The following is a 23,806-nucleotide window of genomic DNA, read 5'->3' on the forward strand; positions in this document are numbered from 1 at the left end:
AGTCAAAAACTAAATTTGGAGGATGGAAATGAAGCTTAAAAGAAAATTAGCAACAGGATTAGCAATAACATTATTATTAGGTTCTTTAGTTGGGTGTTCAAATTCTAATGACTCAAATACATCTAAAGGAGAAAAGACAGATAGCAATATTACAAAGATAGATTTCTGGGCACCTTTGGGTGGAACTAATGGTGAAACTGCACAAAAAATGGTTGACCAGTTTAATAGTGAACATAAAGACATACAAGTAAATATGCTAAAACAAAAAGATTACTATGAAAATGCAACAAAATTACAAGCTGCATTAACTTCTAAAGACCAACCAGATGTAACATTATTAGAAATAACTCAAACAGGTACATTTGCATCAGCAGGAGCTTTAGTAGATATGAGTAAATACTTTGATAAGGCATACCAAGAAAGATTTTTTTCTGGTCTTCTAACAAATTCATATTATGAAAATAAGTTTGTTGGTATGCCATTTAATAGAAGTACACCAATACTATACATAAATAAGGATATGGCAGTTAAAGCAGGCCTTGACCCTTCAGGACCAAAGTCATGGGAAGAACTTAAAACATATGCTAGTAAAATGACAAACAAATCAGAAGATACGTATGGATTTGAAACTCCAATAGATATTTGGTTCTATGAAGCTATGGTAATGCAAAGTGGAGGAGAAATAACTGATGGAAAAAAAGTAGCATTCAATAATGAAGCAGGTCAAGCACCAGTTAAATTCTGGCAAGATATGATGAAATCTGGAATAATGAAAATGCCACCTGGTGAAGATTATAATGCTTGGGATGTAGCAAAGCAAGATTTTGTAAATGGTAAAGTTGGTATGATATTTACATCAACAGCAGATTTAGCAGGTCTTATGCAACAAACAGACGGTAAGTTTGAAATATCAACAGCATTTTTACCAAAAAATCAAAAATATGCAACGCCTACAGGGGGAGCAAACTTAGTTATGCTTGAAGGTGGAACAGACAAAGAAAAAGATGCAAGTGCAGAATTTATGGAATGGATGACTCAAACAGATAAAATAGTTCAATTTAGTTCATCAACAGGATATCTGCCAACAACTGAAGATGCAACTAAATCAGAAAAATTACAAACATTGTATAAAGAAAAGCCACAATATAAAGTTGCAACTGACCAATTACAATATGCTGTTGCCCTTCCAATGTTAAATGGATATAAAGAAGCAACTGATAAGTTAATGGATGAAATTAAAAAAGGTCTTACTGATTTAAATGTGGCGCCAAAAGATGCAGTAAGCAAAGGAACTTCTGCAATGCAAGCAGTAATAGACAAGACTAATAAATAATTATAGACAGGTATGAAATGTTGATGAAATATCACCTGTAACATATATAGATTATAGATTGATTGAATGTATCCAATAATATATGAATGAAGAGGTAATGTAAATGACAAAAGTTATAGTATTATCAGTAGATTCTTTATTTGAAAAAGATTTAGAATTTGTAAAGAATCTACCAAATTTTAAATCTATCTTAGAAAATTGTTCTATGGTGAAAAATATAAATTGTGTATATCCAACTTTAACATATCCTTGTCATACAAGTATGGTTACAGGAGTATATCCTAAAAAACATGGAATATATCATAATGAAAAATTTGACCCCAATAAAGAAAATAAAGATTGGTATTGGTATTCAAAAGATATAAAAGTAAAGACAATTATAGATGTAGCAAAGGACAATAATCTGACTACTTCTAGTATCTTATGGCCTGTAATGGGTGCAAATCCAAATATAGATTATAATATTGCAGAGATATGGGCTCCTAATAGAGAAGATGACCCAAGAGAAATTTTTGAAAAAAGTTCAAGTAAGGTTATAATGGATAGTATTTATGATAGACATTGTCACTATATTGATTGGAAATTAGAGCCTAATATGGATTTGTTTGGAGTAAATTGTGCTATAGATGTAATAAAAGAATATAATCCAGATTTAATGTTAATACATCTAGCAACTTTGGACCATACACGACATAACCATGGTTTGTTTAATGAAAAAGTAAATGAAGCCTTGAAAATGAATGATAAATGGTTAGGAGATATAATTCAAGCTACAAAGGATGCAGGTACATATGAAGATACAAATTTTATAATACTTGGAGACCATGGTCATCTTAGAGTTGATAAAGTTGTAAATCCAAATGTTTTACTTAAATCACATGGATTTATAACAGTAGAAAATGGAGTAGTTAAGAATTTTGATGCCTATGTAAATTCGTCAGGTATATCAGCACAGATAATAGTAAATAACCAAAATAGATTAGAAGAGTTGAGAGTATTGCTTGAAGAGTTTAAAGAAGAATTATTTATAGAGAATATATTTACCAGAGAAGAAGCATCCAATCTTGGACTTGAAGGCGACTTTGAAATGGTAATTGAAGGAATTGAAGGAATTTCATTTGGAAATGATTTAGAAGGAAATATTATAAAGGATTCTGATATAAAAGATTACAAGTTTGCTGTTGCTACACATGGTCATTTACCTACTAAGGGGAATAGACCTCCGTTTATAGCTTTTGGACCTAAAATAAAAACAGGCGTAGTAGAGGAAGAAGGCGACTTAAGAGCTCATGCAGCAACTATATTAAGACTATTCGATTTGAAGCTAGACGGAGTTGAAAAAGAAGCATTTGATTTCATTATATAAACTGGATAAAGTATTTATTTTCCATTACTTATAGACTTCTATTATAAAGATAGAAGTCTTTTTTTATATTTTAGATTTAAGTAAAATTTAAATGGGTAAAATATTTAAAATAACTGAAACAATTCTAGAAAGGTATGATATAATAATACATGTTAGGAACTAATGTTCGAAAAGAAGGAGTGATACTATGGATTTTAAAATAAAGTCAGACTTCAAACCAACAGGTGACCAACCAGAAGCTATTAAATCAATAGTGGATTCTATAAATAGAAATGAAAAATTTTCGACATTGTTAGGTGTAACAGGTTCAGGAAAAACATTCACAATGGCAAATATAATACAACAAGTTAAAAAACCTACCCTAATAATGGCTCATAATAAAACACTAGCAGCACAACTTTATAGTGAGTTTAAAGAATTTTTCCCAGACAATGCAGTTGAATATTTTGTAAGTTACTATGATTACTATCAACCAGAGGCATATGTAGCTCACAGTGACACTTATATAGAAAAAGATGCAAGTATAAATGACGAAATAGATAAACTTCGACATTCTGCTACAGCATCTATTTTAGAAAGAAGAGATACTATAATAATATCTTCAGTATCTTGTATATATGGTTTGGGGGACCCAAAAGATTATAAAGAACTTATGTTATCTATAAGACCTGGTATGCAGAAGGATAGAGATGATGTAATAAAAAGGTTAATAGAGATACAATATGAAAGAAATGATATAAATTTTACAAGAGGGACTTTTAGAGTTAGAGGAGATATATTAGAAATATTTCCAGCTAGCAATGATGAAAAAGCAATAAGAATAGAGTTCTTTGGTGATGAAATAGATAGAATAACAGAAATTGATTATGTAACAGGAAAGATTGTTGGGACAAGAAATCATGTTGTTATCTTCCCCGCATCTCACTATGTAACAACACCAGAAAGAATTGAAAATGCAATTGTTCAAATTGAAGATGAACTTCAACAACAAATTGAGACTTTTAAAGAAAATGATAGGCTTTTAGAAGCACAACGGATTGAGCAAAGAACGAAGTATGACATAGAAATGTTAAAGGAGATAGGGTTTTGTCAGGGGATAGAAAACTACTCAAGGCATATTACTGGAAGAGACGAAGGAGAAAGACCATATACATTAATGGATTTCTTTCCAGATGATTATTTGATAATTGTAGATGAGGCACATGTTACTATTCCGCAAGTAAGAGGAATGTACGCAGGAGATAGATCAAGAAAAACATCTCTTATAGAAAATGGATTTAGATTACCTTCTGCACTTGATAATAGACCGTTAAATTTTCAAGAATTTGAAGGAAACATAAATCAAATATTGTTTGTAAGTGCTACACCAGGTCCTTATGAAATTCAACATTCTGAGACTATAGCTGAACAGATAATAAGACCAACAGGTCTTTTAGACCCAATTGTAGAAGTAAGACCTATAAATAATCAGATAGATAATTTAGTAGGGGAAATAACTAAAACAATAGAAAAAAATGAAAGAGTGCTTATAACCACTTTAACTAAAAAAATGAGTGAAGATTTAACTAATTACCTTAAAGAAATAGGCATAAAAGTTAAATATCTACATTCAGATATAGTTACATTAGAAAGAACAGAGATAATAAGAGACTTAAGACTGGGAAAATTTGATGTACTTGTAGGAATAAATTTACTTAGAGAAGGTCTAGATATACCAGAAGTTTCACTTATAGCAATTTTAGATGCAGACAAAGAAGGTTTCTTACGTTCCGAAACAGCATTAATACAAACTATTGGACGTGCAGCTAGAAATGAAAATGGAAGAGTTATTATGTATGCTGATAGGATAACTGATTCAATGCAAAATGCTATTGATGAGACAAAAAGAAGAAGAGCTATACAGAATTTATATAATGAAGAACACAACATAACTCCTAAGACTATACAAAAAAGTGTAAGAGATAGTATAGAAGCAACTAAGGTTGCAGAGGAAGAAGTTGTCTATGGAATAACTGATACAGATGATAAAGAAGAGATAAAAGATAATATAGAAAAATTAAAATCAGAGATGATGGAAGCTGCTCAAAACTTACAATTTGAGAGAGCGGCAGAATTAAGAGATAAGGTAAAACAGTTGGAAGAAAAATTGGAAAAATAGAAAGGTAAAAACAAGGTTATGGAAGATAAAATTATAATAAGAGGAGCAAAAGAGCATAATTTAAAAAATGTAGATTTAGAGTTACCAAGAGATAAGTTTATAGTTTTTACAGGATTGTCTGGTTCTGGAAAGTCATCTTTGGCATTTGATACGATATATGCAGAAGGCCAAAGAAGATATGTAGAGAGTTTGTCTGCTTATGCTAGACAGTTTTTAGGGCAAATGGAAAAGCCAAATGTAGAATATATTGAAGGTCTATCACCAGCTATTTCAATAGATCAGAAGACTACTTCAAAGAATCCACGTTCTACAGTTGGAACAGTAACAGAAATATATGACTATTTGAGATTGTTATTTGCAAGAGTAGGCGATGTATATTGTCCTACATGTGGTGAAAAAATAAGTCAAATGACTATTCAAGAAATAGTTGATAAAATGCTAGATTTTCCAGATAGAACTAAGTTGCAAATACTTTCGCCAATTGTTAGAGGTCAAAAAGGTACACATAAAAAGGTCTTAGATAATATTAAAAAAGAAGGATTTGTAAGAGTTAGAGTTGATGGGGAAAACTATGAAGTAAGTGATGATATTGTTTTAACTAAAAACCAAAAACACAGTATAGAAGTAGTAGTGGATAGAATAGTAGTCAAAGATGGAATAGAATCTAGACTTGCAGATTCAATTGAAACTGCGGTTAAACTATCAGATGGTCTTGTAATAGCTCAAATAATAGATGGAGAAGAGATTCTTTTCTCAACTAAATTTGCATGTCCAGAACATGGAATTGGGATAGAAGAATTATCTCCAAGAATGTTTTCATTTAATGCTCCTTTTGGAGCTTGTGATGTTTGTAATGGTCTTGGGGAAAGTAAAGAAGTTGACCCAGAACTAGTTGTACCAAATAAAGATTTATCAATAAAACAAGGTGCAGTGGCTGCTTGGGGTTCAACAGGTGTCAACGACGATACTTATTATAGCAAAATGATAAAAAGTTTAGCTGAGCATTTTAAGGTATCTTTGACAACTCCATTTAAAGATTTACCAGAAGATTTTGTTCAAGAGTTACTTTATGGTAAGGATAATATAATGGTAGAGTTTGTTTATGAATCAAAATTTGGAGGAACTAGAAATTATAAATCATATTTTGAAGGAGTAGTAGTAAACTTAGAGAGAAGATACAAAGAAACTAACTCAGAGTATATGAGAGACAAAATTGAAGAATATATGGCAGAAAGACCTTGTCCAAAATGTAAGGGATTGAGACTTAAAAAAGAGGTTTTATCTGTTTTAGTTGATGGAAAAAATATAATGGAAGTAACAAACTTATCTGTTAACGAATTGATAGATTTTATGGAAAATGTAACTCTTACAGAAAAGCAAAGATTTATAGCTCATGAGATTATAAAAGAGATAAAGGGAAGAGCTAAGTTTTTAAGAGATGTTGGTCTTGATTATTTGAATTTATCAAGAAAAGCTGGAACACTTTCAGGAGGAGAAGCGCAACGTATAAGATTAGCAACTCAAATCGGTTCAGCATTAGTTGGAGTGTTATATGTGCTTGATGAGCCAAGTATAGGTCTTCATCAAAGAGATAATGACAGACTTATAGGAACTCTTAGACATCTAACAGATTTAGGAAATACTTTAATTGTCGTAGAACATGATGAAGATACAATGAGAGAAGCTGATTATGTTATAGACATTGGACCTGGTGCAGGTATACATGGTGGTGAGATAGTTGCACAAGGAACTTTAGATGAAATAATAGAAAATGAAAACTCAATAACAGGTCAGTACTTAAGTGGAAAAAAACAAATATTAGTTCCTGAGACTACTAGAGAAGGAAATGGAAGTTTTATAGAAGTAATCAAAGCATCAGAAAATAACCTAAAAAATATTGATGTAAAATTGCCATTAGGTAAGTTTACATGTATAACAGGTGTTTCAGGTTCTGGGAAAAGTACACTAATAAATGACATACTTTATAAAGGTGTTGCAAGTAAAGTGAATAGACTAAAACAAAGAGCTGGTAAGCACAAAGAAATAAAAGGAATTGAAAATATAGATAAGGTTATAAATATTGACCAAAGTCCAATTGGAAGAACACCTCGTTCAAATCCAGCTACTTATACAGGGGTATTTGATTTTATAAGGGATATTTTTGCTGCTACTAATGAAGCTAAAGCAAGAGGATATAAAAAGGGAAGATTTAGTTTTAATGTAAAAGGTGGTAGATGTGAAGCTTGTAAAGGTGATGGAATAATAAAAATAGAGATGCACTTTCTACCAGATGTATATGTTCCTTGTGAGGTTTGTAAGGGTGAAAGATACAATAGGGAAACATTACAAGTAAAATACAAAGATAAAACTATATCTGATATACTAGATATGAATGTAGAAGAAGCTGTTGAGTTTTTTGAAAATATACCAAACATAAAAAGAAAGCTGGATACATTGATGGATGTAGGTCTTTCATACATTAAATTAGGACAGCCTTCAACTCAATTGTCTGGAGGAGAAGCACAACGTATAAAATTAGCATCAGAACTTAGTAAAAGACCAACAGGAAAGACTTTATATATATTAGATGAACCTACTACAGGACTTCATATGGCAGATGTAGATAAGTTAATTCACGTATTACAAAGATTAGCAGATACAGGAAATACAATTATAGTTATAGAACATAATCTAGATGTTATAAAGACTTGTGATTATGTAATAGACCTAGGCCCAGAGGGTGGAGATAAAGGTGGAACTATAGTTGCAACTGGAACACCAGAAGAAGTATCTAAAGTTGAAGGGTCTTATACAGGTCAATTCTTAAGTAAATATTTCTCTTAGGTTATATAAACTGTGTAAAATTTTAACTGTAAATATATAAAAATAAGTTGAAAATATTAGAAGTAAGTAAATTAAAAATAAATTGTAGATAATTACCAAACATAAAGTCCATATTGTTCTTCGTATTTGAGATTGCTTTTAAATCAATTATAGAAGATGATATGGACTTTAACTTGTGTACAATGCTGGAAATTGAATAACTTTTTAATTTTCACATTTTAGGGTATAATTTTAATATAAAACTTAATGTTTTGGAGGGCGATATGTTTGATATACAAGACCACTTAAAAAAATTACCTTCTGAGCCTGGTGTATATTTAATGAAGGATAAATACGACCATATAATATATGTGGGAAAAGCCATATCTCTAAAAAATAGAGTAAGGCAGTATTTTCAATCTTCAAAAAACCATACATCTAAAGTAAAATCTATGGTTAAGAATATATATAAATTTGAATACATTATAACAGATTCAGAGTTGGAAGCATTAATACTTGAATGTAATTTAATAAAAAGATATAGACCAAAGTATAATGTGTTACTTAGAGATGATAAAACTTACCCATATATTAAGGTGACTACAAATGAAGATTATCCAAGGATTTTAAAGGTTAGAAGGGTTCTTAAAGATAAAGCAAAGTATTTTGGACCATATACTAATATAACTGCGGTAAATGATACTTTAGACCTTATAAACAGTACCTATCCAATAAGAAGTTGTAAAATTGACATAGAAAAAGCGATAAAAAATAAAACAAGACCTTGTTTAAACTTACACATAAATAAGTGCTTAGGACCTTGTACAGGAAATGTATCCAAAGAAGAATATGGAAAGATGATAGAAGAAATTATAATGTGTCTATCGGGGAAAGAAGAAAAGTTGATGGAGCTCTTAAAAGAAAAGATGAATGAGAGTTCTATGAATTTTAGATTTGAAGAAGCAGCTATATATAGAGATAAAATAAAGAGTCTTGAAGAAATGATACAAAAACAAAAAATAGATGCTACTGTAACCGATTTAAATCAGGATGTAGTTGCGATGGCAAGAGCTCATAATGAAGCTTGTGTACAAGTATTTTTTATTAGAAATGGTAAGATTGTTGGGAGAGAACACTTTATACTAGAAGGGGTAATGGATAGCCCAAGAGCTTCTATATTGAGTTCATTTGTAAAACAATTTTACAATGAGCAAGAATATATACCTAAAGAACTAATTATAGAAGATGAGATAGAAGACAGTTGTATATTAGAAGAATGGCTATCGTCTAAAAAAGGGCAAAAAGTAACAATAAGAGTACCACAAAAAGGAGAGAAAAAAAGCCTAGTTGAAATGGTGAGAAAAAATGCAGTAGAGTACCTTGAAAAATTTTCTGATATGAACAAAAGGAAATATGAAAAAAGTATTGGAGCATTAGAAGAATTAAAACGATTGTTAAACTTAGAAAAATTGCCAATAAGAATAGAGTCTTTTGATATATCAAATATACAAGGAGTAGATTCAATTGGCTCTATGGTAGTCTATACAAATGCTAAAAAAGATAAAAAAGAGTATAGAAGATATAAAATAAAAACAGTCATTGGACCTAATGATTATGATTCCATGGCTGAAATTGTAGATAGAAGATTGAAACATGGAAATTTACCTGACCTTATATTGTTGGATGGAGGAAAGGGACAGGTTAGCGCTGTAAAAAAAGTATTAGAACTTAATGATGTAGACATACCACTTTGGGGAATGTACAAAGACGATAAGCATAGGACTAAAGGGTTAATATGTAAAGAAAAAGAAATCGAGTTGGATAAGACAACTAGTTTATATAGATTTATTGCTAGTATACAAGAAGAAGTTCATAATTATGCAATAACATATCATAGAAGTCTAAGAAATAAAGCTTTGACAAAATCTATCTTAGATGATATACAAGGGATAGGTGAAAAAAGAAAAAAAGCACTGATGAGTCATTTTAAAGATGTAGAAGCCATAAAAGAAGCTACTTTTGAAGAACTTTTAGAAGTAGAAGGAATGAATAAAAGCATTGCAGAGAATGTTTATAATTTTTTTAGGAAGGAAGAAAATTGATGGAAACTAGCAATAAAGTATCAATAAGAGAAATAATAAAAGATTTAAAACTTAAAGTAGTATACATGCCTGATGATGTAGATTATTATGTATACTCTCAAGATATAAATAGACCAGGTTTACAATTTGCAGGATATTTTGATTACTTTGCATATGAGAGAATACAAATAGTTGGAAAAACAGAATATAATTTCTTTGGATTGATGGATAATGAAATTCGAGAAGAGGTACTAAATAGATTTTTCTCATATGAAATACCAGCTTTAATAATTTCTAGAGATTTAGAAATAAAACCAGATGTGATTGAAAAGGCTAAAAAGTATAAGAGAATACTTTTAAGTACAAACAGAAACACAACTAGACTTATAAATAGATTATCAAACTACTTAGATAATAAGTTAGCACCACATACAACGATTCATGGAGTTTTAGTTGATATTTATGGTATAGGTGTTTTGATAAAGGGAGAGAGTAGTATAGGAAAGTCAGAAACAGCATTAGAACTAATTCAGAGAGGTAATAGATTAGTTGCAGATGATGCTGTAGAAATAAGAAAATTAGATGAAAGTATGTTGATGGGTCAGTCTCCTGAATTAATAAGACATTTCCTAGAGATAAGAGGAATAGGTATAATAGACGTCAGAAGTCTATATGGTGTAGGAGCTATCAAAAATTCTAAAATGATAGATTTAGTAGTACATTTAGAAGCTTGGGATGAAAATAAGTATTATGATAGACTTGGATTAGATAAAGAATATGAAGAAATACTTGGTGTTAATGTAGAGAAGTTAGTTGTTCCTGTAAAGCCTGGAAGAAATACTGCTATGATACTAGAAGTAGCAGCAATGAACTTTAGACAAAGAGGAATGGGGTATGATGCAGCTCAAGAATTTACTAAGAAACTATCAAAACTTATTGATACTAAGTAATAGAGAGTGCATATAAAATAAAATTGTATAGAATAGTTATAAAATATATATTATATAATTGGAGTTTAAATTAGCTTTTAAGGTTATTAGTTTAAATTTAATACTATATTTAAATTTATTATATGATAAGGAAGTTGGAGTCTTTATGGGAATGAACTATTTTAGTAAGCTTTTAGAAAGTACTACTGAAAAAGAACTGCTCTTAAATAAAAAATCAAATAATATAAGTACAGCTAGATTAATATCTTTTTTAATATTGATAGCGGGATTTGCTATTGGATTTTACAATAAAAATATAGTAGGTATTTTTGTTGGAATTGTAGCATTGATTCTATTTATTTCACTTTTAGTTATTCATAATAAAATAAAAGAGGAAGAATCGTATTTTAAGAGTAAGTGTGAAGTGCTGGATAAGTATGTTAAGAGATTTGGTGATGAGTGGAAAGAATTCAAAATAGATGGAAAAGAATATATACAAGAAGAAAATTCACAAGCAAAAGATTTAGACTTATTTGGAAGAGCATCACTATATCAGTATATTTGTATAGCTAATACATCCTATGGAAAGAAGTCTTTAGCTAAGTCCTTATGGAATGAAAATCCAAACGATAATATAATCCTAGAAAGACAAACAGCAGTAAAAGAGCTATTATCAAAACAGGATTTTTCTATCCATATTCAGACCTTGAGTAATATAATTGGTAAGGAACAAAAAACCAACTCTGATGGAAGTATAGAGTCATTTATAGAGTATGGAGAAGATAAAAAAGTATATATACCTAAGTGGATGCATGTTTTTACTTGGGGTTTGCCTACTGCAACAATACTATCTTTTATATTTTTTATATTAGGGTTTTTGCCTATGCTACCTGTTTTTTTACTTTTTGTACTTCAGCTAGGATTTGGTGGGTTTGGGAATACAAAGCTTATGCAGACTTTATCCCCATTATTCTCATTTAGTAGAAGTATACAAGTATATGAAAAGATGTTTGAAGTTTTAGAGAAAGAGACATTTGAAAGCCCATATTTAAAAGAATTACAAGCAAAACTTTCTAAAGGTAATGGTGTTTCAAAAGGTATTAAACAGCTGAACTCAATAGGTAATGCAGTAAACTTAAGATATAATCAAATAGTTTATATACTTGCTTGTGGTGTTCTTATGTGGAATTATCACTGTGCAGAATCTCTAGAAAGATGGAAAAGTGTATATGGAAATCAAATTAGAGGATGGCTTGAATCTATTGGAGAGTTTGAAGCTTTGATAAGTTTAACTATTATTGGTCAAGTAAAAGAAAATACATGTTTTCCAATAATAAAAAGCGAAAGTATTCCAAAGTTAGAAGTTGAAGAAGTATACCATCCATTAATAGCAGAGAAAAGTGTTGTAGCAAATTCAATAAAATTAAATTCTCAAACCTGTATCATTACAGGTTCAAATATGTCAGGTAAGACGACATTTTTAAGAAGTATTGGTGTAAATTTAGTATTGGCGTATGCAGGTGCTCCAGTATGTGCTAAAAATTTTGATGCCACATGTATGTATATATTTACATCTATGAGAATACAAGATGATGTAAGCCAAGGTATATCAACTTTTTATGCTGAAATTCTCAGAATAAAATCAATGATTCAATATAGTATAAAAGAATTACCGATGTTAGTTTTAGTTGATGAGATTTTTAAAGGAACTAACTCTGCTGATAGAATTATTGGAGCAAGTGAGGCAGTAAAGAAACTATCAAAGCCATGGATTATAAGTATGGTTACAACACATGATTTTGAGTTATGTGACCTTTCAAGTGGTGGAGATGTAGAGATTGTAAACTACCATTTTTCAGAGTACTATGTTGATGATAAAATCTATTTTGACTATGCCATAAAAGATGGAAGATGTAAGACTACAAATGCAAAACAGCTTATGAAAATGGCAGGGATACTTTAAGAAAGATAAGCGTAGAAATGTAGCTTATTATGATTAAAATAGAAAGGATTGTATAAAGTACTTAAAAGCACTTTATACAATCCTTTTATTTGAGAATATTTTAGTTTTTCAATTTGTTAAAATTTATTTAGCTTCTTCACAAGCACATTCTTTTGGACATTCTTCATAAATACAACTCTTATCAAAGTAATGAGTATGAAGGTATTTATGAGCTACATCGCTATTTGGATCTCCAAAGAAGTCTTTATAAATAGCTTGTAAGTCAGGATTTTCATGAGACTTACGAATAGCCTTATTTCTATCTATCTCATACAATGCATTAGCACGTCTATCAATTATATCAGTATTACCATGATGGTAAGGTTGACCAGCTCCTCCAACACATCCACCAGGGCATGCCATAACTTCTATGATATGGTATTTACATTCTCCACTTCTAACTTTATCCATCATTTTTCTAGCATTTTTAAGTGTATTTACAATACATACATTGACTGTAGTTCCATCAACATCTATACTTGCTTCTCTGATTCCCTTAAGCCCTCTAACATTAGTAAAGTTTACATTATCTAAAGTTTTGTTAGTTATCTTTTCATATGAAGTACGTAGAGCAGCTTCTAAAACTCCACCACTCGCTCCAAATATAGACGCAGCACCAGTAGATTTTCCTAATGGATTATCAAAATCCTGGTCTTGAAGATTAGGTAAATCAATAGCAGCTTCTTTTATCATCTTAGCTAACTCTCTAGTAGTTATAGAAAGGTCAACATCTAATATTCCAGATTCACTTAATTCTTCTCTTGAAGCTTCATACTTCTTAGCTACACAAGGCATTACAGATACAACATAAAGGTCATCTGGATTAATTCCTAGTATTTTAGGTGCATAGTAATTCTTAGCTATAGAACCAAACATACCTTGAGGAGATTTACAGCTAGATGCTAGATTTAATTGGTCTGGATAATTGTGTTCTAAGAAGTTTACCCATGCAGGGCAACAGCTTGTTAATATAGGTAGATTTTCACCTTTTTGAATTCTTTCTATAAATTCAGTAGCTTCTTCCATTATAGTGAAGTCTGCACCAAAGTTTGTATCGAATACATGCTCAAACCCAAGTGCTTTTAAAGCAGCAACCATTTTTCCTGTAGATATTGAACCTGGTTCTAATCCAAACTCTTCACCAATAGCAACTCTTACAGCAGGGGCAACTTGCACTACTATAGTTTTTTCTTTTTTATTTAAAACATCCCATAGTTTAGGAACATTATCTACTTCTGTTAACGCTCCAGTTGGACAGACAGAAATACATTGGCCACAGAATGTACACTCTGTTTCAACCATATCAGCATTAAAAAATGTACTAACTAAAGTATTAAATCCACGATTAACTCCAGATAATGCTCCAACTGTTTGGATATCATTACATACAGTTTCACATCTTCTGCATAATATACATTTAGAATGGTCTTTAACTAAAGATTTAGTAGAGGTATCTTTACCTGCAAAAGACTTAGAACCTTGATATCTTATCTTTCTTACTCCTAAATCAGCAGCTATAGTTTGTAATTCACAGTCTCCATTTTTTTCACATATAAAACAATCTTGTGGATGGTCTGATAATAGTAACTCAACAATAGTTCTACGAGCATTTAATGCTTTAGCACTATTAGTTTGAACTCTCATACCTTCCTTTATAACTGTTCCACAAGCTGGAACTAAACCTCTCTCTGTCTCAACCATACAAACACGACAAGAAGCACAAGTATCAAGCTTATCTATCTCATTCATATGTAAATGACAAAGGTTATGTATTTTTATATTTATTAGTTTTGCAGCATCTAAGATAGAAGTTCCACTAGGTGCTGAAACATGTTTGCCATTGATAGTTAAATTAACTAAACTCATTGTTATTCCTCCTCCAAATAAGTTATTTCTTGATTATAGCATTAAATGTACAATTATCTATACAAGCACCACATTTTAGACACTTAGAAGTATCTATTGTATGTTGTTCTTTAACAGAACCTGTTATACAACCAGCAGGACACACTCTAGAACATTTTGTACAACCCTTACAAGCATCTGTTATGAAGTAAGAAAGTAAGTTTTGACATTTGCCAGCAGGACATTTCTTATCTACAACATGTGCTATATACTCATCTTTGAAATATTGAAGAGTACTTAAAACAGGGTTTGGAGCAGCTTTACCAAGACCACATAATGAAGCAGTTTGTATAGTTTCAGCAAGGTTTTCTAGGTCGTCTAAATCTTGTAGAGTACCATTACCTTCTGTAATTTTAGTTAATATTTCTAATAATCTCGTAGTACCTATACGACAAGGTGTACATTTACCACAAGATTCTTCAACAGTAAACTCAAGGAAGAATTTGGCTATATCTACCATACAGTCAGATTCATCAAGAACAAGCATACCACCAGAACCCATCATTGAGCCTATAGAGCTTAATGAACCAAAATCTATAGGTATATCTAAATGTTCAGTTGGTATACATCCACCAGACGGTCCACCTGTTTGAACTGCCTTGAAGTTTTTGCCTTCAGGAATTCCTCCACCAATTTCAAATACAATATCTCTTAAAGTAGTACCCATTGCAACTTCAACAAGACCTACATTTTCTACTTTTCCACCAAGAGCAAAAACTTTAGTACCACTAGAATCATCAGTACCTAAGTTAGCAAACCAGTCTCCACCCTTAAGTATGATTGCTGGAATATTAGCAAAAGTTTCAACATTGTTTAAGCAAGTAGGAGATTTCCATAATCCACTTTTAGAAGAACTATAAGTCTTCATTCTAGGTTCACCACGTCTACCTTCAATTGAATGCATTAAAGCTGTACCTTCACCACAAACGAAAGCTCCTGCACCGTATTTTAATTCTAATTTGAAGTTAAATCCAGTACCTAAGATATTTTCACCAAGTAAGCCATGTGCTTCAGCTTGAGCTATAGCTACTTTTAGTCTTTCTATAGATTTTGGATATTCAGCTCTTATATATATGTACCCTGTATCAGAACCTATAGCATATCCACATATTGCCATAGCTTCTAGTACACTATGAGGGTCTCCTTCAAGTACAGATCTATCCATGAATGCACCAGGGTCTCCTTCATCAGCATTACAGACAACGAATTTTTTATCAGTTGGGCCAGCAGGATTCTTTGAAGCAGCTTCCCATTTAGAACCTGTAGGGAATCCAGCTCCTCCTCTACCACGAAGACCAGAAGTCTTTACTTCTGCAATAACTTCTTGAGGAGTAAGAGTCGTTAAACATTTACCTAGAGCTAAATAACCATCATTAGCAATATAATCCTCTAAACTATCTGGGTCTATAAGCCCACAATTCTTTAGAGCTATACGTAATTGTTTTTTGTAGAAAGACATTTCTTCTTGTGCTTCTACTTTTTTATTTAAAGATTCTTCTTCATATAATAATTCCTCAACAACTGTATTTCTAATTAAGTGATTTTGAACTATCTTTTCAGCATCAGATGGTTCAACTTTCACATAGAAAACGTTATCAGGATAAACTTTTACGATAGGACCTTGAGCACAGAAACCAAAACAACCTGTTAAACGAACATCAACCTTGTCTTGTATTCCTGATTTTTTTATTTCATTTTCTAACTCACTAACTATTTCCATACTGTTTGAAGATGTACATCCAGTATCACAACAAACAAGTAATTCTCTTCTTAATACATTTTCCTTAGAATAATTTTTTCTTAGGCTAAGACTAGGTTTTAGCTCATCAGCTAAAACTTTTAATTCATCAAATGAATTTACTTTACGCATTATTTATTCACCCCTCTTAACAATTCAATTCTAATTCTCTATAAGTATCCAATATTTCGCTTACTTGATCTGGTTTTACTTTACCATAAACTTTACCATTTACAGTAACAACTGGAGCTAAACCACATGCCCCCAAACATCTTAAACCTTCTAAAGAAAATTTAAAATCACTAGTAGTTTCTCCAACTTTTATACCAAGCTGTTTTTCAAAAGCACTTAATATCTTATCAGCACCTTTTACAAAACATACAGTACCTAGACAGACACTTATTTTATACTTACCTACAGGTTCTGTAGTGAAATAAGAATAGAATGTAACAACCCCATATACCTTTGCAGGAGCTACTCCAAGTCTTTTAGCAACATGAAGTTGTACTTCTTTTGGAAGATATCCAAATATACCTTGAGCTTCATGTAGAACTTGTATCAAAGCACCTTCCTTTGTTGCAAGAGAGTCAATAAATATATCTAATTCGTCAAATAACTGCTTGTTGTGTGAAATAAAATCGCACATAACAAATCCCCCTTTTCTTTTTAAAGTTATTATTTTTCATAAAATAATTAACCATGAGTTGACACCAATATTATGTTGGTGAACAAAACCAAAACAATAAAGAAAGAATAATATACAACAATTTCTTTATTCATAAAAACAATGCAAAAAAGTTACCTATTAAAAAAAAACTATACTAGTCTATTATAATATAAAATAATTCAGAATAGTTAAAAAAAATAAAAAAAATGGACTGAATCCAATAAAAAAAAAATAATATATATAAAAAACTTTAAAAAATAAACCAAAAGGTAAAATTTTTATAAAATAAAAGATTTATAAAACTGATGATAATAGTCTAGAAATTGATTCCTTGATTTTTATATAAGTAGACCTAGAATTATATACATCTAATGTTATTTCTTTTGAATCTAAAATATCATTTTCAAATATAACTCTTTGCTCTAGTGCTTTTTTTGAAGAGTACATAAATGCATTTACTTCAAAATTAAGCTCAAAGCTTCTTATATCCATATTAGCTGTTCCTATAGAACATATAGAGTCATCTATAACTATTGTCTTAGCATGTAAAAATGCATTTTCACCATAAGTGTAGATTTTAGCTCCAAATTTTAAAAGTTCTCCAGCATATGAATATGATGCCCAGTATACAAAAGGATGGTCAGGTTTAGAAGGAATCATAATTCTTACATCAACACCAGATAAACAAGCTATTTTTAAAGTATCTATAAATGTTGAGTCAAGTATTAAATAAGGACTCTGTATGTATATATACTTTCTAGCTTTCTGAATCATTTTAAGGTAACCATATTTAATTTCATCAAGTTCTAATATATCTGGACCACTTGATACTATCTGAATCCCAATATTTTCAGAAGGACAATCAGAAGGTGTTTCACTTTCTACGAAGTACTTTTCTAAATCTAAATCTTCTTTAGTTGTATATCTCCAATCAAGGATAAACCTCATATTTAGGTCAATTACACAATCACCAGTAAGTTTAGTATGTGTATCTCTCCATAGACCAAATTTTGGATTTCTACCTAGATATTCGTCTCCAACATTGTATCCACCTACAAATCCTACTTTTCCATCAATGACAACTATTTTTCGGTGGTTTCTGTAGTTTAAGTTAAAGTTTACAATTTTTAAGAATGATGGAAAGAAACTTCCAACTTTAACACCACTTTCTTTTAATCTAGAAAGTGTACTATTTTTTAGTGTTCTACCACCAACGGCGTCAAATAAAAGTCTTACTTCTACACCTTCTTTGGCTTTATCTACTAGAATGTCAATTATTTCAGTTCCGATTTTGTCATCTTTGAAAATGTAAAACTGTATGTTTATATATTTCTTTGCTTTCTTAAGTTCTTCAAGAAGAGTGTTAAAAAATTGACTAGACTCAGCGTAAATCCACACATCGTTATTATTGGTATAATGAGCATTATTTGAATTAGCTAATGCATAAATCATATCCTTATGTTGATGTATCTCTGAATTAATTTCAGATGTAGATTGTAATTTAACTTGAGTATCTAGTATATTGCTTTTGATTATCTTATCATCCTTTTCTTTTAATCTAAACATATTGTTTTTTGAAATATTTCTGCCAAAAGCTATATAAAGTATAAATCCAAGAGCTGGTATTAATACTAATATAAGAAGCCATGTTAGAGTTGTATTTATATTTCTCTTTTCTCTAAAAATGAGATTTAGTATAACCATGAAATTAATTATATATATTGTAGTAACTGCTATTTCATATATTGACATTTCGAAAAATGATATATCAAACATAAAATTTCCTCCTTTAAATATTTATTAAAATAAGTAATTATATATAATAACACAAACATATATCTATTATATATAATACCTCAACAATAAAAAAGTAAAATAAATATTCGAAAGGTAAATTTTTCAAATTCAATATAAATTATTTCGAAATTAACAAAGTTGGTATATAATAAATAATATAATTATATGAGACAAGTATATATAAACATATAGTATATTTTTTATATTAATAAAATTTATTATATATCATATTGTTATTATATAATTATTGCCATAAAAAGACAAGGAAAAGTATAATTTTTAAGGGGGAAGGATTTATGAGTAAAGGATTCTTGACACCTGGGGAAACTGCACAAGCAACTATAAGTGCAGGCATTAAAAAAGCGAATATTTCAACACAAAATGCAATTTTATTAGGTTTACTTGGAGGAGCATTTATAGGTTTTGGGGCATTGGGTAGTATAATAATTAGTCAGACTTTTGGTAAGATAGACCCAGGAATAGCTAGTTTTTTAAGTGCTATGGTCTTTCCAGTAGGTCTTATGCTTGTAGTGGTAGCAGGGGCAGAATTATTCACTGGAAATACCTTAATGTTTATTCCACTTATGGATAAAAAAATAACATTAGGGAAAATGCTAAGAAACTGGGGATTAGTTTATTTTGCAAATCTAGTAGGTTCACTACTTTTAGTGGCACTTTTATATTATTCTTCTACATTAACAGGGGATGTAGCTACAAAAGCCATAGCTGTAGCAGAAGCTAAAGTTAATTCAACGATAGTTTCAATGTTTTTAAAAGCAATACTTTGTAACATTTTAGTAGTTTTAGCTGTATGGATGGCTACAGCATCTCAAGACATAGTATCTAAGTTAGCCTCATGTTGGACAGTAATAATGTTATTTGTGTTATGTGGATTCCAACATAGTGTTGCAAATATGTTTTTTATACCAATGGGAATGGCATTAGGAGCAGATATTACTATGGTTCAATTAATAACTAATTTGGTATTTGTAACGCTTGGAAATGTAGTTGGAGGTTCTATAATAGTTGGGGGAATTTATTATCTTTGCTATGTGAAAAATAGTTAGATAAATAATACGAATTAAATAGCCTTTTAAAGCATTGATATCAGCGATATTGATGCTTTTTTTAAATTATTTATGTTCTTTTATATGTTGTTATTTTTTTTTTTTTACTTTATTATATATTTATTGAATATAGTTTGGAATTAAAAAACTTAAAAATATGAAATCTGTATGATAAGCAAAATCATATATTATTGAATATAGTTAATACTATATATTAATATAATTTAGATAATAATGACAACTGAAGTTTAGTATAATTTGGGAGGAAATACAATGAATAATCAAGATATACATGAAAATTTATTAAATATATTAAGCAAAGATGATATAAAAATAGATGAACCTATGAAAAAACATATCTCATTTAGAGTTGGAGGGCCAGCCGATATATTGGTTAGACCTAGAACTGAAGAGCAGTTAAAAAATGTACTTCAATTAGTGAAAAAAGAGTCTATTCCATATTTAATAATTGGAAATGGCTCAAATATTCTAATTAAAGATGGTGGAATAAGAGGCATAGTAATAGAACTTGCAGACAACTTTAATTCTTATGAGATAAAGGGCACTAAAATAATTGCTCAGTCAGGAGCTTTATTATCTGTTTTAGGTAAAGCTCTTCAAAAACAAGAATTAAAAGGATTTGAGTTTGCCTCAGGTATACCTGGAACATTGGGTGGAGCATTAGCCATGAATGCAGGAGCATATGGTGGTGAAATGAAAGATATAGTAAAATCGGTAAGATTAATAGATATGGAAGGAAATATCTTTGAACTGTCAAATGAACAGATGGAATTTGGGTATAGAAAAAGTATAATAACGAAAAATGGGTATATAGCTTTATCAGCAGAAATAGATTTACAAAAAGGAAATTATGATGAAATAAAAAGTTTAATGGATGATTTAACAACAAGAAGAACAACTAAGCAACCATTAAATTTTGCTAGTGCAGGAAGTACATTTAAAAGACCAACAGGATATTTTGCAGGGAAGTTAATAGAAGAAACTGGACTAAGAGGACTTACTTTAAGAGGTGCTCAAGTATCTGAGAAGCATTGTGGATTTGTGATTAATTTAGGAGAAGCAAGTGCTAAAGATATTTTAGATTTAATATATGTTATAAAAAGTGCTGTATATGCCAAGTTTGGGGTTATGTTGGAAGAAGAAGTCAAAATACTTGGAGAGGATTAACAAATGAAAATATTGGCTGATTATCATACACATACATTATATAGTCATGGTAAGGGAACTATTGAAGATAATGTAAAGGTGGCCATTGCTAAAGGGATAAAGACAATCGGAATATCAGACCATAGTTATAAACATATTGCATATGGTGTAAAGAGGAAAGATATTCATAAAATGAGAGAAGAAATAAATTCTTTGAATGATAAATATAGTGATATAAATATACTTTTGGGTATGGAGTGTAACATATTAGATGATAAAGGTAATATAGACATGGATGAAAAATTTATAAAAGAACTTGACTATATCATGGCTGGATACCATTTTGGTTCTACTCCTACATCATTTGGAAGTTTATTAAATCATTGTAATAACTATATTTTTAAAACTGAAAAAGCAAAAGAGTATAATACAAAAGCCGTAATAAATGCTATGAATAATAATGATATTTTTGTAATTACACATCCTGGTGATAAAGGTGATGTATATATAGAAGAAATAGCGAAGGTAGCAAAAAAGACAGATACAAGGCTTGAAATAAATAGTAGTCATTCTTTTTTAAATGTAAAACAAATAAACGAAATAAAAGAAATAGGAAATAAATTTATAATAGGGTCAGATGCACATTGCCCAGAAAGAGTGGGTGATTTTAAACGAGCTATGAAAGCTGTATATGATTCAAATATGGATATATCATTAGTAGAAAATATTATAGTGTGATAATCGAAAGATAAAAGTGTAATAAACAGAAGATAAAAAGGAGGAGTTAGCAATGAAATTTGTTATAGTTACAGGTCTTTCAGGGTCTGGAAAAAGTGAAACAATGAGAGCTTTAGAGGATATGGGATTTTATTGTGTAGATAATCTACCTCCTGCTTTAATAACTAAATTTGCAGAATTATGTTATCAACCAAATTCAAGTATTGATAAAGTTGCTCTAGGTATAGATATAAGAGGAAGAAAGTTTTTTGAAGCTCTTCATGAAAGTTTAAACTATCTAGAAAAAGAAAATTATGAATATGAAATGGTGTATCTAGATTGTAATGATGATGTATTGTTAAAGAGATATAAAATGACAAGAAGAAATCACCCATTGGCGAAAGACATGCAAATTCCAGAAGGTATAAAAATGGAAAGAAAAATAATGGAGCCTTTAAAGGGATTTTCTACATGCATAATTGACACAACTAATATGAAACCAAAAGACCTTAAAGAAGAAATAAAGAAAATATATTCTTCTGGTGAAGATAATCCTAATTTAACTATATCTGTAGTATCTTTTGGATTTAAACATGGTATACTTGCGGATGCAGATTTAGTATTTGATGTAAGATTTCTTCCTAATCCATATTATGTTGAAGAATTGAGATCTAAAACTGGTGACGATAAAGAAGTTAGAGATTATGTTATGAATTCTAAAATTAGTGAGGAATTTTATGTAAAACTTTTGGATATGATTCATTTCTTAGTACCTCAATATATAGAAGAAGGAAAACAACATCTAGTAATTGGTGTTGGATGTACAGGTGGAAGACATAGGTCAGTTACTATAACAAATCTTATAGCGGAGGATTTATCTAATAAAGGATATAGAGTTGTAAAAAAACACAGAGACTCTATGTTACGATAATGGAGGCAAACATGGCTAAATTACTTATTATTGTAGGAATTTTAGGTTGGATTGCATTAATTGTATCGTTATTTATATATAAGAAAGCAAAGAATGAAAAAGTAAGGTTATTTCAGAGGTCTGTTATTGAAAATAGAGACCCTAATGTAGTAGTAATAGGTGGAGGAACTGGTCAATCAGTGTTTCTGAGGGGGCTTAAACACTCTACGCAGAATATAACTGCGATTGTTACTGTTGCTGATGATGGTGGAGGTTCAGGAGTATTAAGAGAAGACTTAGGAATGCTTCCACCAGGAGATATAAGAAATTGCCTGTTAGCACTTGCAAATATAGAACCAACTATGAATGAAGTTATGCAATATAGGTTTACAGAGGGACTTTTAAAAGGTCAAAGTTTTGGGAATCTATTTTTAGCTGCTATGAATGGATTATATGGAAACTTTGAAAAAGCTGTGTATAAATTAAGTGAGATTTTTGCTATAACAGGTAGGGTTTTGCCAGTAACACTAGAAGATGTAAACTTAGTTGCCAAATTAAAAAATGGTGAAATAGTAAATGGCGAATCTAGTATACCTGAAGAATCAAAAAATCAAAAAAGTTCTATTGATGAGATTTTTTTAAATCCTAAAGATGTTAAACCATTAGGAGATGTTATTGCATCTATTTATGATGCTGATATTATAATTATGGGTCCTGGAAGTTTATATACTAGTATAATACCAAACTTACTTGTAGATGGTGTTGTAGACGCCATTAAAGCCTCTCTAGCGCCAAAAGTGTATATATCAAATATAATGACTCAACCAGGGGAAACAGAAGGATATAATGTATTAGAACATATTAATGCGATAATAAAGCATACTGACAATAATTTGATAGATTATGTGATAGCAAATAACGAAATATTGCCAGAAGGAATGCTTGATTTATATAAACAAGATGGAGCAGAACAGGTTTTACTAGATAAAAAACAAAAAGATAAGTTAAAAGAGATGGGTATAAAAACCGTAGAAAAAAATTTGATTGAAATAAAAAATAATTATATAAGACATGATGCAAAATATATATCTAACATAGTTATTGAGTTAGCCCTAAATCATAATTACAACAAAAGTTAGTAAAAAA

Annotated in this window: 16 protein-coding genes; 12 read left to right on the forward strand and 4 right to left on the reverse strand. The window is 30.3% G+C overall.

Annotated elements, in window-relative coordinates; all coding sequences use genetic code 11:
- The first annotated feature begins 28 nt into the window (after window positions 1–28).
- The 7 genes from JJC01_02465 to JJC01_02495 all read left to right on the forward strand — a co-directional run bounded on the left by JJC01_02465 (window position 29) and on the right by JJC01_02495 (window position 12,653).
- Window positions 29–1,333: an ABC transporter substrate-binding protein gene (locus JJC01_02465; GenBank protein UDN58754.1), complete on the forward strand. Its 1,305-nt coding sequence runs from the start codon at window positions 29–31 to the stop codon at window positions 1,331–1,333.
- Between the two features lie 103 nt (window positions 1,334–1,436).
- Window positions 1,437–2,699, forward strand: coding sequence for an alkaline phosphatase family protein (locus JJC01_02470; GenBank protein ID UDN58755.1), 1,263 nt, complete (start codon window positions 1,437–1,439; stop codon window positions 2,697–2,699).
- A 187-nt stretch (window positions 2,700–2,886) separates the two neighbouring features.
- Window positions 2,887–4,857 carry an excinuclease ABC subunit UvrB gene (gene uvrB / locus JJC01_02475; GenBank protein ID UDN58756.1) on the forward strand — a complete coding sequence of 657 codons (1,971 nt, stop codon included), beginning with the start codon at window positions 2,887–2,889 and terminating at the stop codon, window positions 4,855–4,857.
- A gap of 18 nt (window positions 4,858–4,875) precedes the next feature.
- On the forward strand, window positions 4,876–7,701 hold the full coding sequence (uvrA, locus tag JJC01_02480; GenBank protein UDN58757.1) for an excinuclease ABC subunit UvrA: 2,826 nt from the start codon (window positions 4,876–4,878) through the stop codon (window positions 7,699–7,701).
- Between the two features lie 263 nt (window positions 7,702–7,964).
- On the forward strand, window positions 7,965–9,782 hold the full coding sequence (uvrC, locus tag JJC01_02485; GenBank protein ID UDN58758.1) for an excinuclease ABC subunit UvrC: 1,818 nt from the start codon (window positions 7,965–7,967) through the stop codon (window positions 9,780–9,782).
- Complete coding sequence (locus JJC01_02490) at window positions 9,782–10,711, forward strand: HPr kinase/phosphorylase (protein UDN58759.1); 930 nt, start codon at window positions 9,782–9,784, stop codon at window positions 10,709–10,711. The genes uvrC and JJC01_02490 overlap by 1 nt, the downstream gene beginning before the upstream one ends.
- 145 nt (window positions 10,712–10,856) lie before the next feature.
- The gene (locus tag JJC01_02495) at window positions 10,857–12,653 is read left to right on the forward strand and encodes a mannonate oxidoreductase (GenBank protein UDN58760.1); all 1,797 of its coding nucleotides are present in this window, start codon (window positions 10,857–10,859) and stop codon (window positions 12,651–12,653) included.
- A 123-nt stretch (window positions 12,654–12,776) separates the two neighbouring features.
- On the opposite strand, the gene JJC01_02500 is transcribed toward JJC01_02495, so the two are convergent.
- The 4 genes from JJC01_02500 to cls form a co-directional block, all read right to left on the reverse strand.
- Window positions 12,777–14,558 carry an iron hydrogenase small subunit gene (locus tag JJC01_02500; GenBank protein ID UDN58761.1) on the reverse strand — a complete coding sequence of 594 codons (1,782 nt, stop codon included), beginning with the start codon at window positions 14,556–14,558 and terminating at the stop codon, window positions 12,777–12,779.
- A gap of 22 nt (window positions 14,559–14,580) precedes the next feature.
- Window positions 14,581–16,467, reverse strand: a complete 1,887-nt coding sequence (locus JJC01_02505; protein UDN58762.1) for a 4Fe-4S binding protein — start codon at window positions 16,465–16,467, stop codon at window positions 14,581–14,583.
- Between the two features lie 16 nt (window positions 16,468–16,483).
- On the reverse strand, window positions 16,484–16,981 hold the full coding sequence (locus JJC01_02510) for an NAD(P)H-dependent oxidoreductase subunit E (protein UDN58763.1): 498 nt from the start codon (window positions 16,979–16,981) through the stop codon (window positions 16,484–16,486).
- A gap of 315 nt (window positions 16,982–17,296) precedes the next feature.
- Window positions 17,297–18,778 (reverse strand): cardiolipin synthase, encoded by a 1,482-nt coding sequence (cls, locus tag JJC01_02515; protein ID UDN58764.1) that lies wholly within the window; start codon window positions 18,776–18,778, stop codon window positions 17,297–17,299.
- Between the two features lie 317 nt (window positions 18,779–19,095).
- Between cls and JJC01_02520 the strand changes: the two genes are divergently transcribed.
- The 5 genes from JJC01_02520 to JJC01_02540 all read left to right on the forward strand — a co-directional run bounded on the left by JJC01_02520 (window position 19,096) and on the right by JJC01_02540 (window position 23,799).
- Window positions 19,096–19,866 (forward strand): formate/nitrite transporter family protein, encoded by a 771-nt coding sequence (locus JJC01_02520; protein UDN58765.1) that lies wholly within the window; start codon window positions 19,096–19,098, stop codon window positions 19,864–19,866.
- A gap of 273 nt (window positions 19,867–20,139) precedes the next feature.
- Window positions 20,140–21,054 (forward strand): UDP-N-acetylmuramate dehydrogenase, encoded by a 915-nt coding sequence (gene murB / locus JJC01_02525; protein UDN58766.1) that lies wholly within the window; start codon window positions 20,140–20,142, stop codon window positions 21,052–21,054.
- 3 nt (window positions 21,055–21,057) lie between these two features.
- On the forward strand, window positions 21,058–21,771 hold the full coding sequence (locus JJC01_02530) for a PHP domain-containing protein (GenBank protein UDN58767.1): 714 nt from the start codon (window positions 21,058–21,060) through the stop codon (window positions 21,769–21,771).
- Between the two features lie 52 nt (window positions 21,772–21,823).
- Window positions 21,824–22,681 (forward strand): RNase adapter RapZ, encoded by an 858-nt coding sequence (gene rapZ, locus JJC01_02535; protein UDN58768.1) that lies wholly within the window; start codon window positions 21,824–21,826, stop codon window positions 22,679–22,681.
- Between the two features lie 11 nt (window positions 22,682–22,692).
- Window positions 22,693–23,799: a YvcK family protein gene (locus JJC01_02540; protein ID UDN58769.1), complete on the forward strand. Its 1,107-nt coding sequence runs from the start codon at window positions 22,693–22,695 to the stop codon at window positions 23,797–23,799.
- Window positions 23,800–23,806 lie beyond the last annotated feature (7 nt).

It is taken from the genome of Clostridioides sp. ES-S-0010-02, assembly GCA_020641055.1.
Taxonomy (GTDB): Bacteria; Bacillota; Clostridia; order Peptostreptococcales; family Peptostreptococcaceae; genus Clostridioides.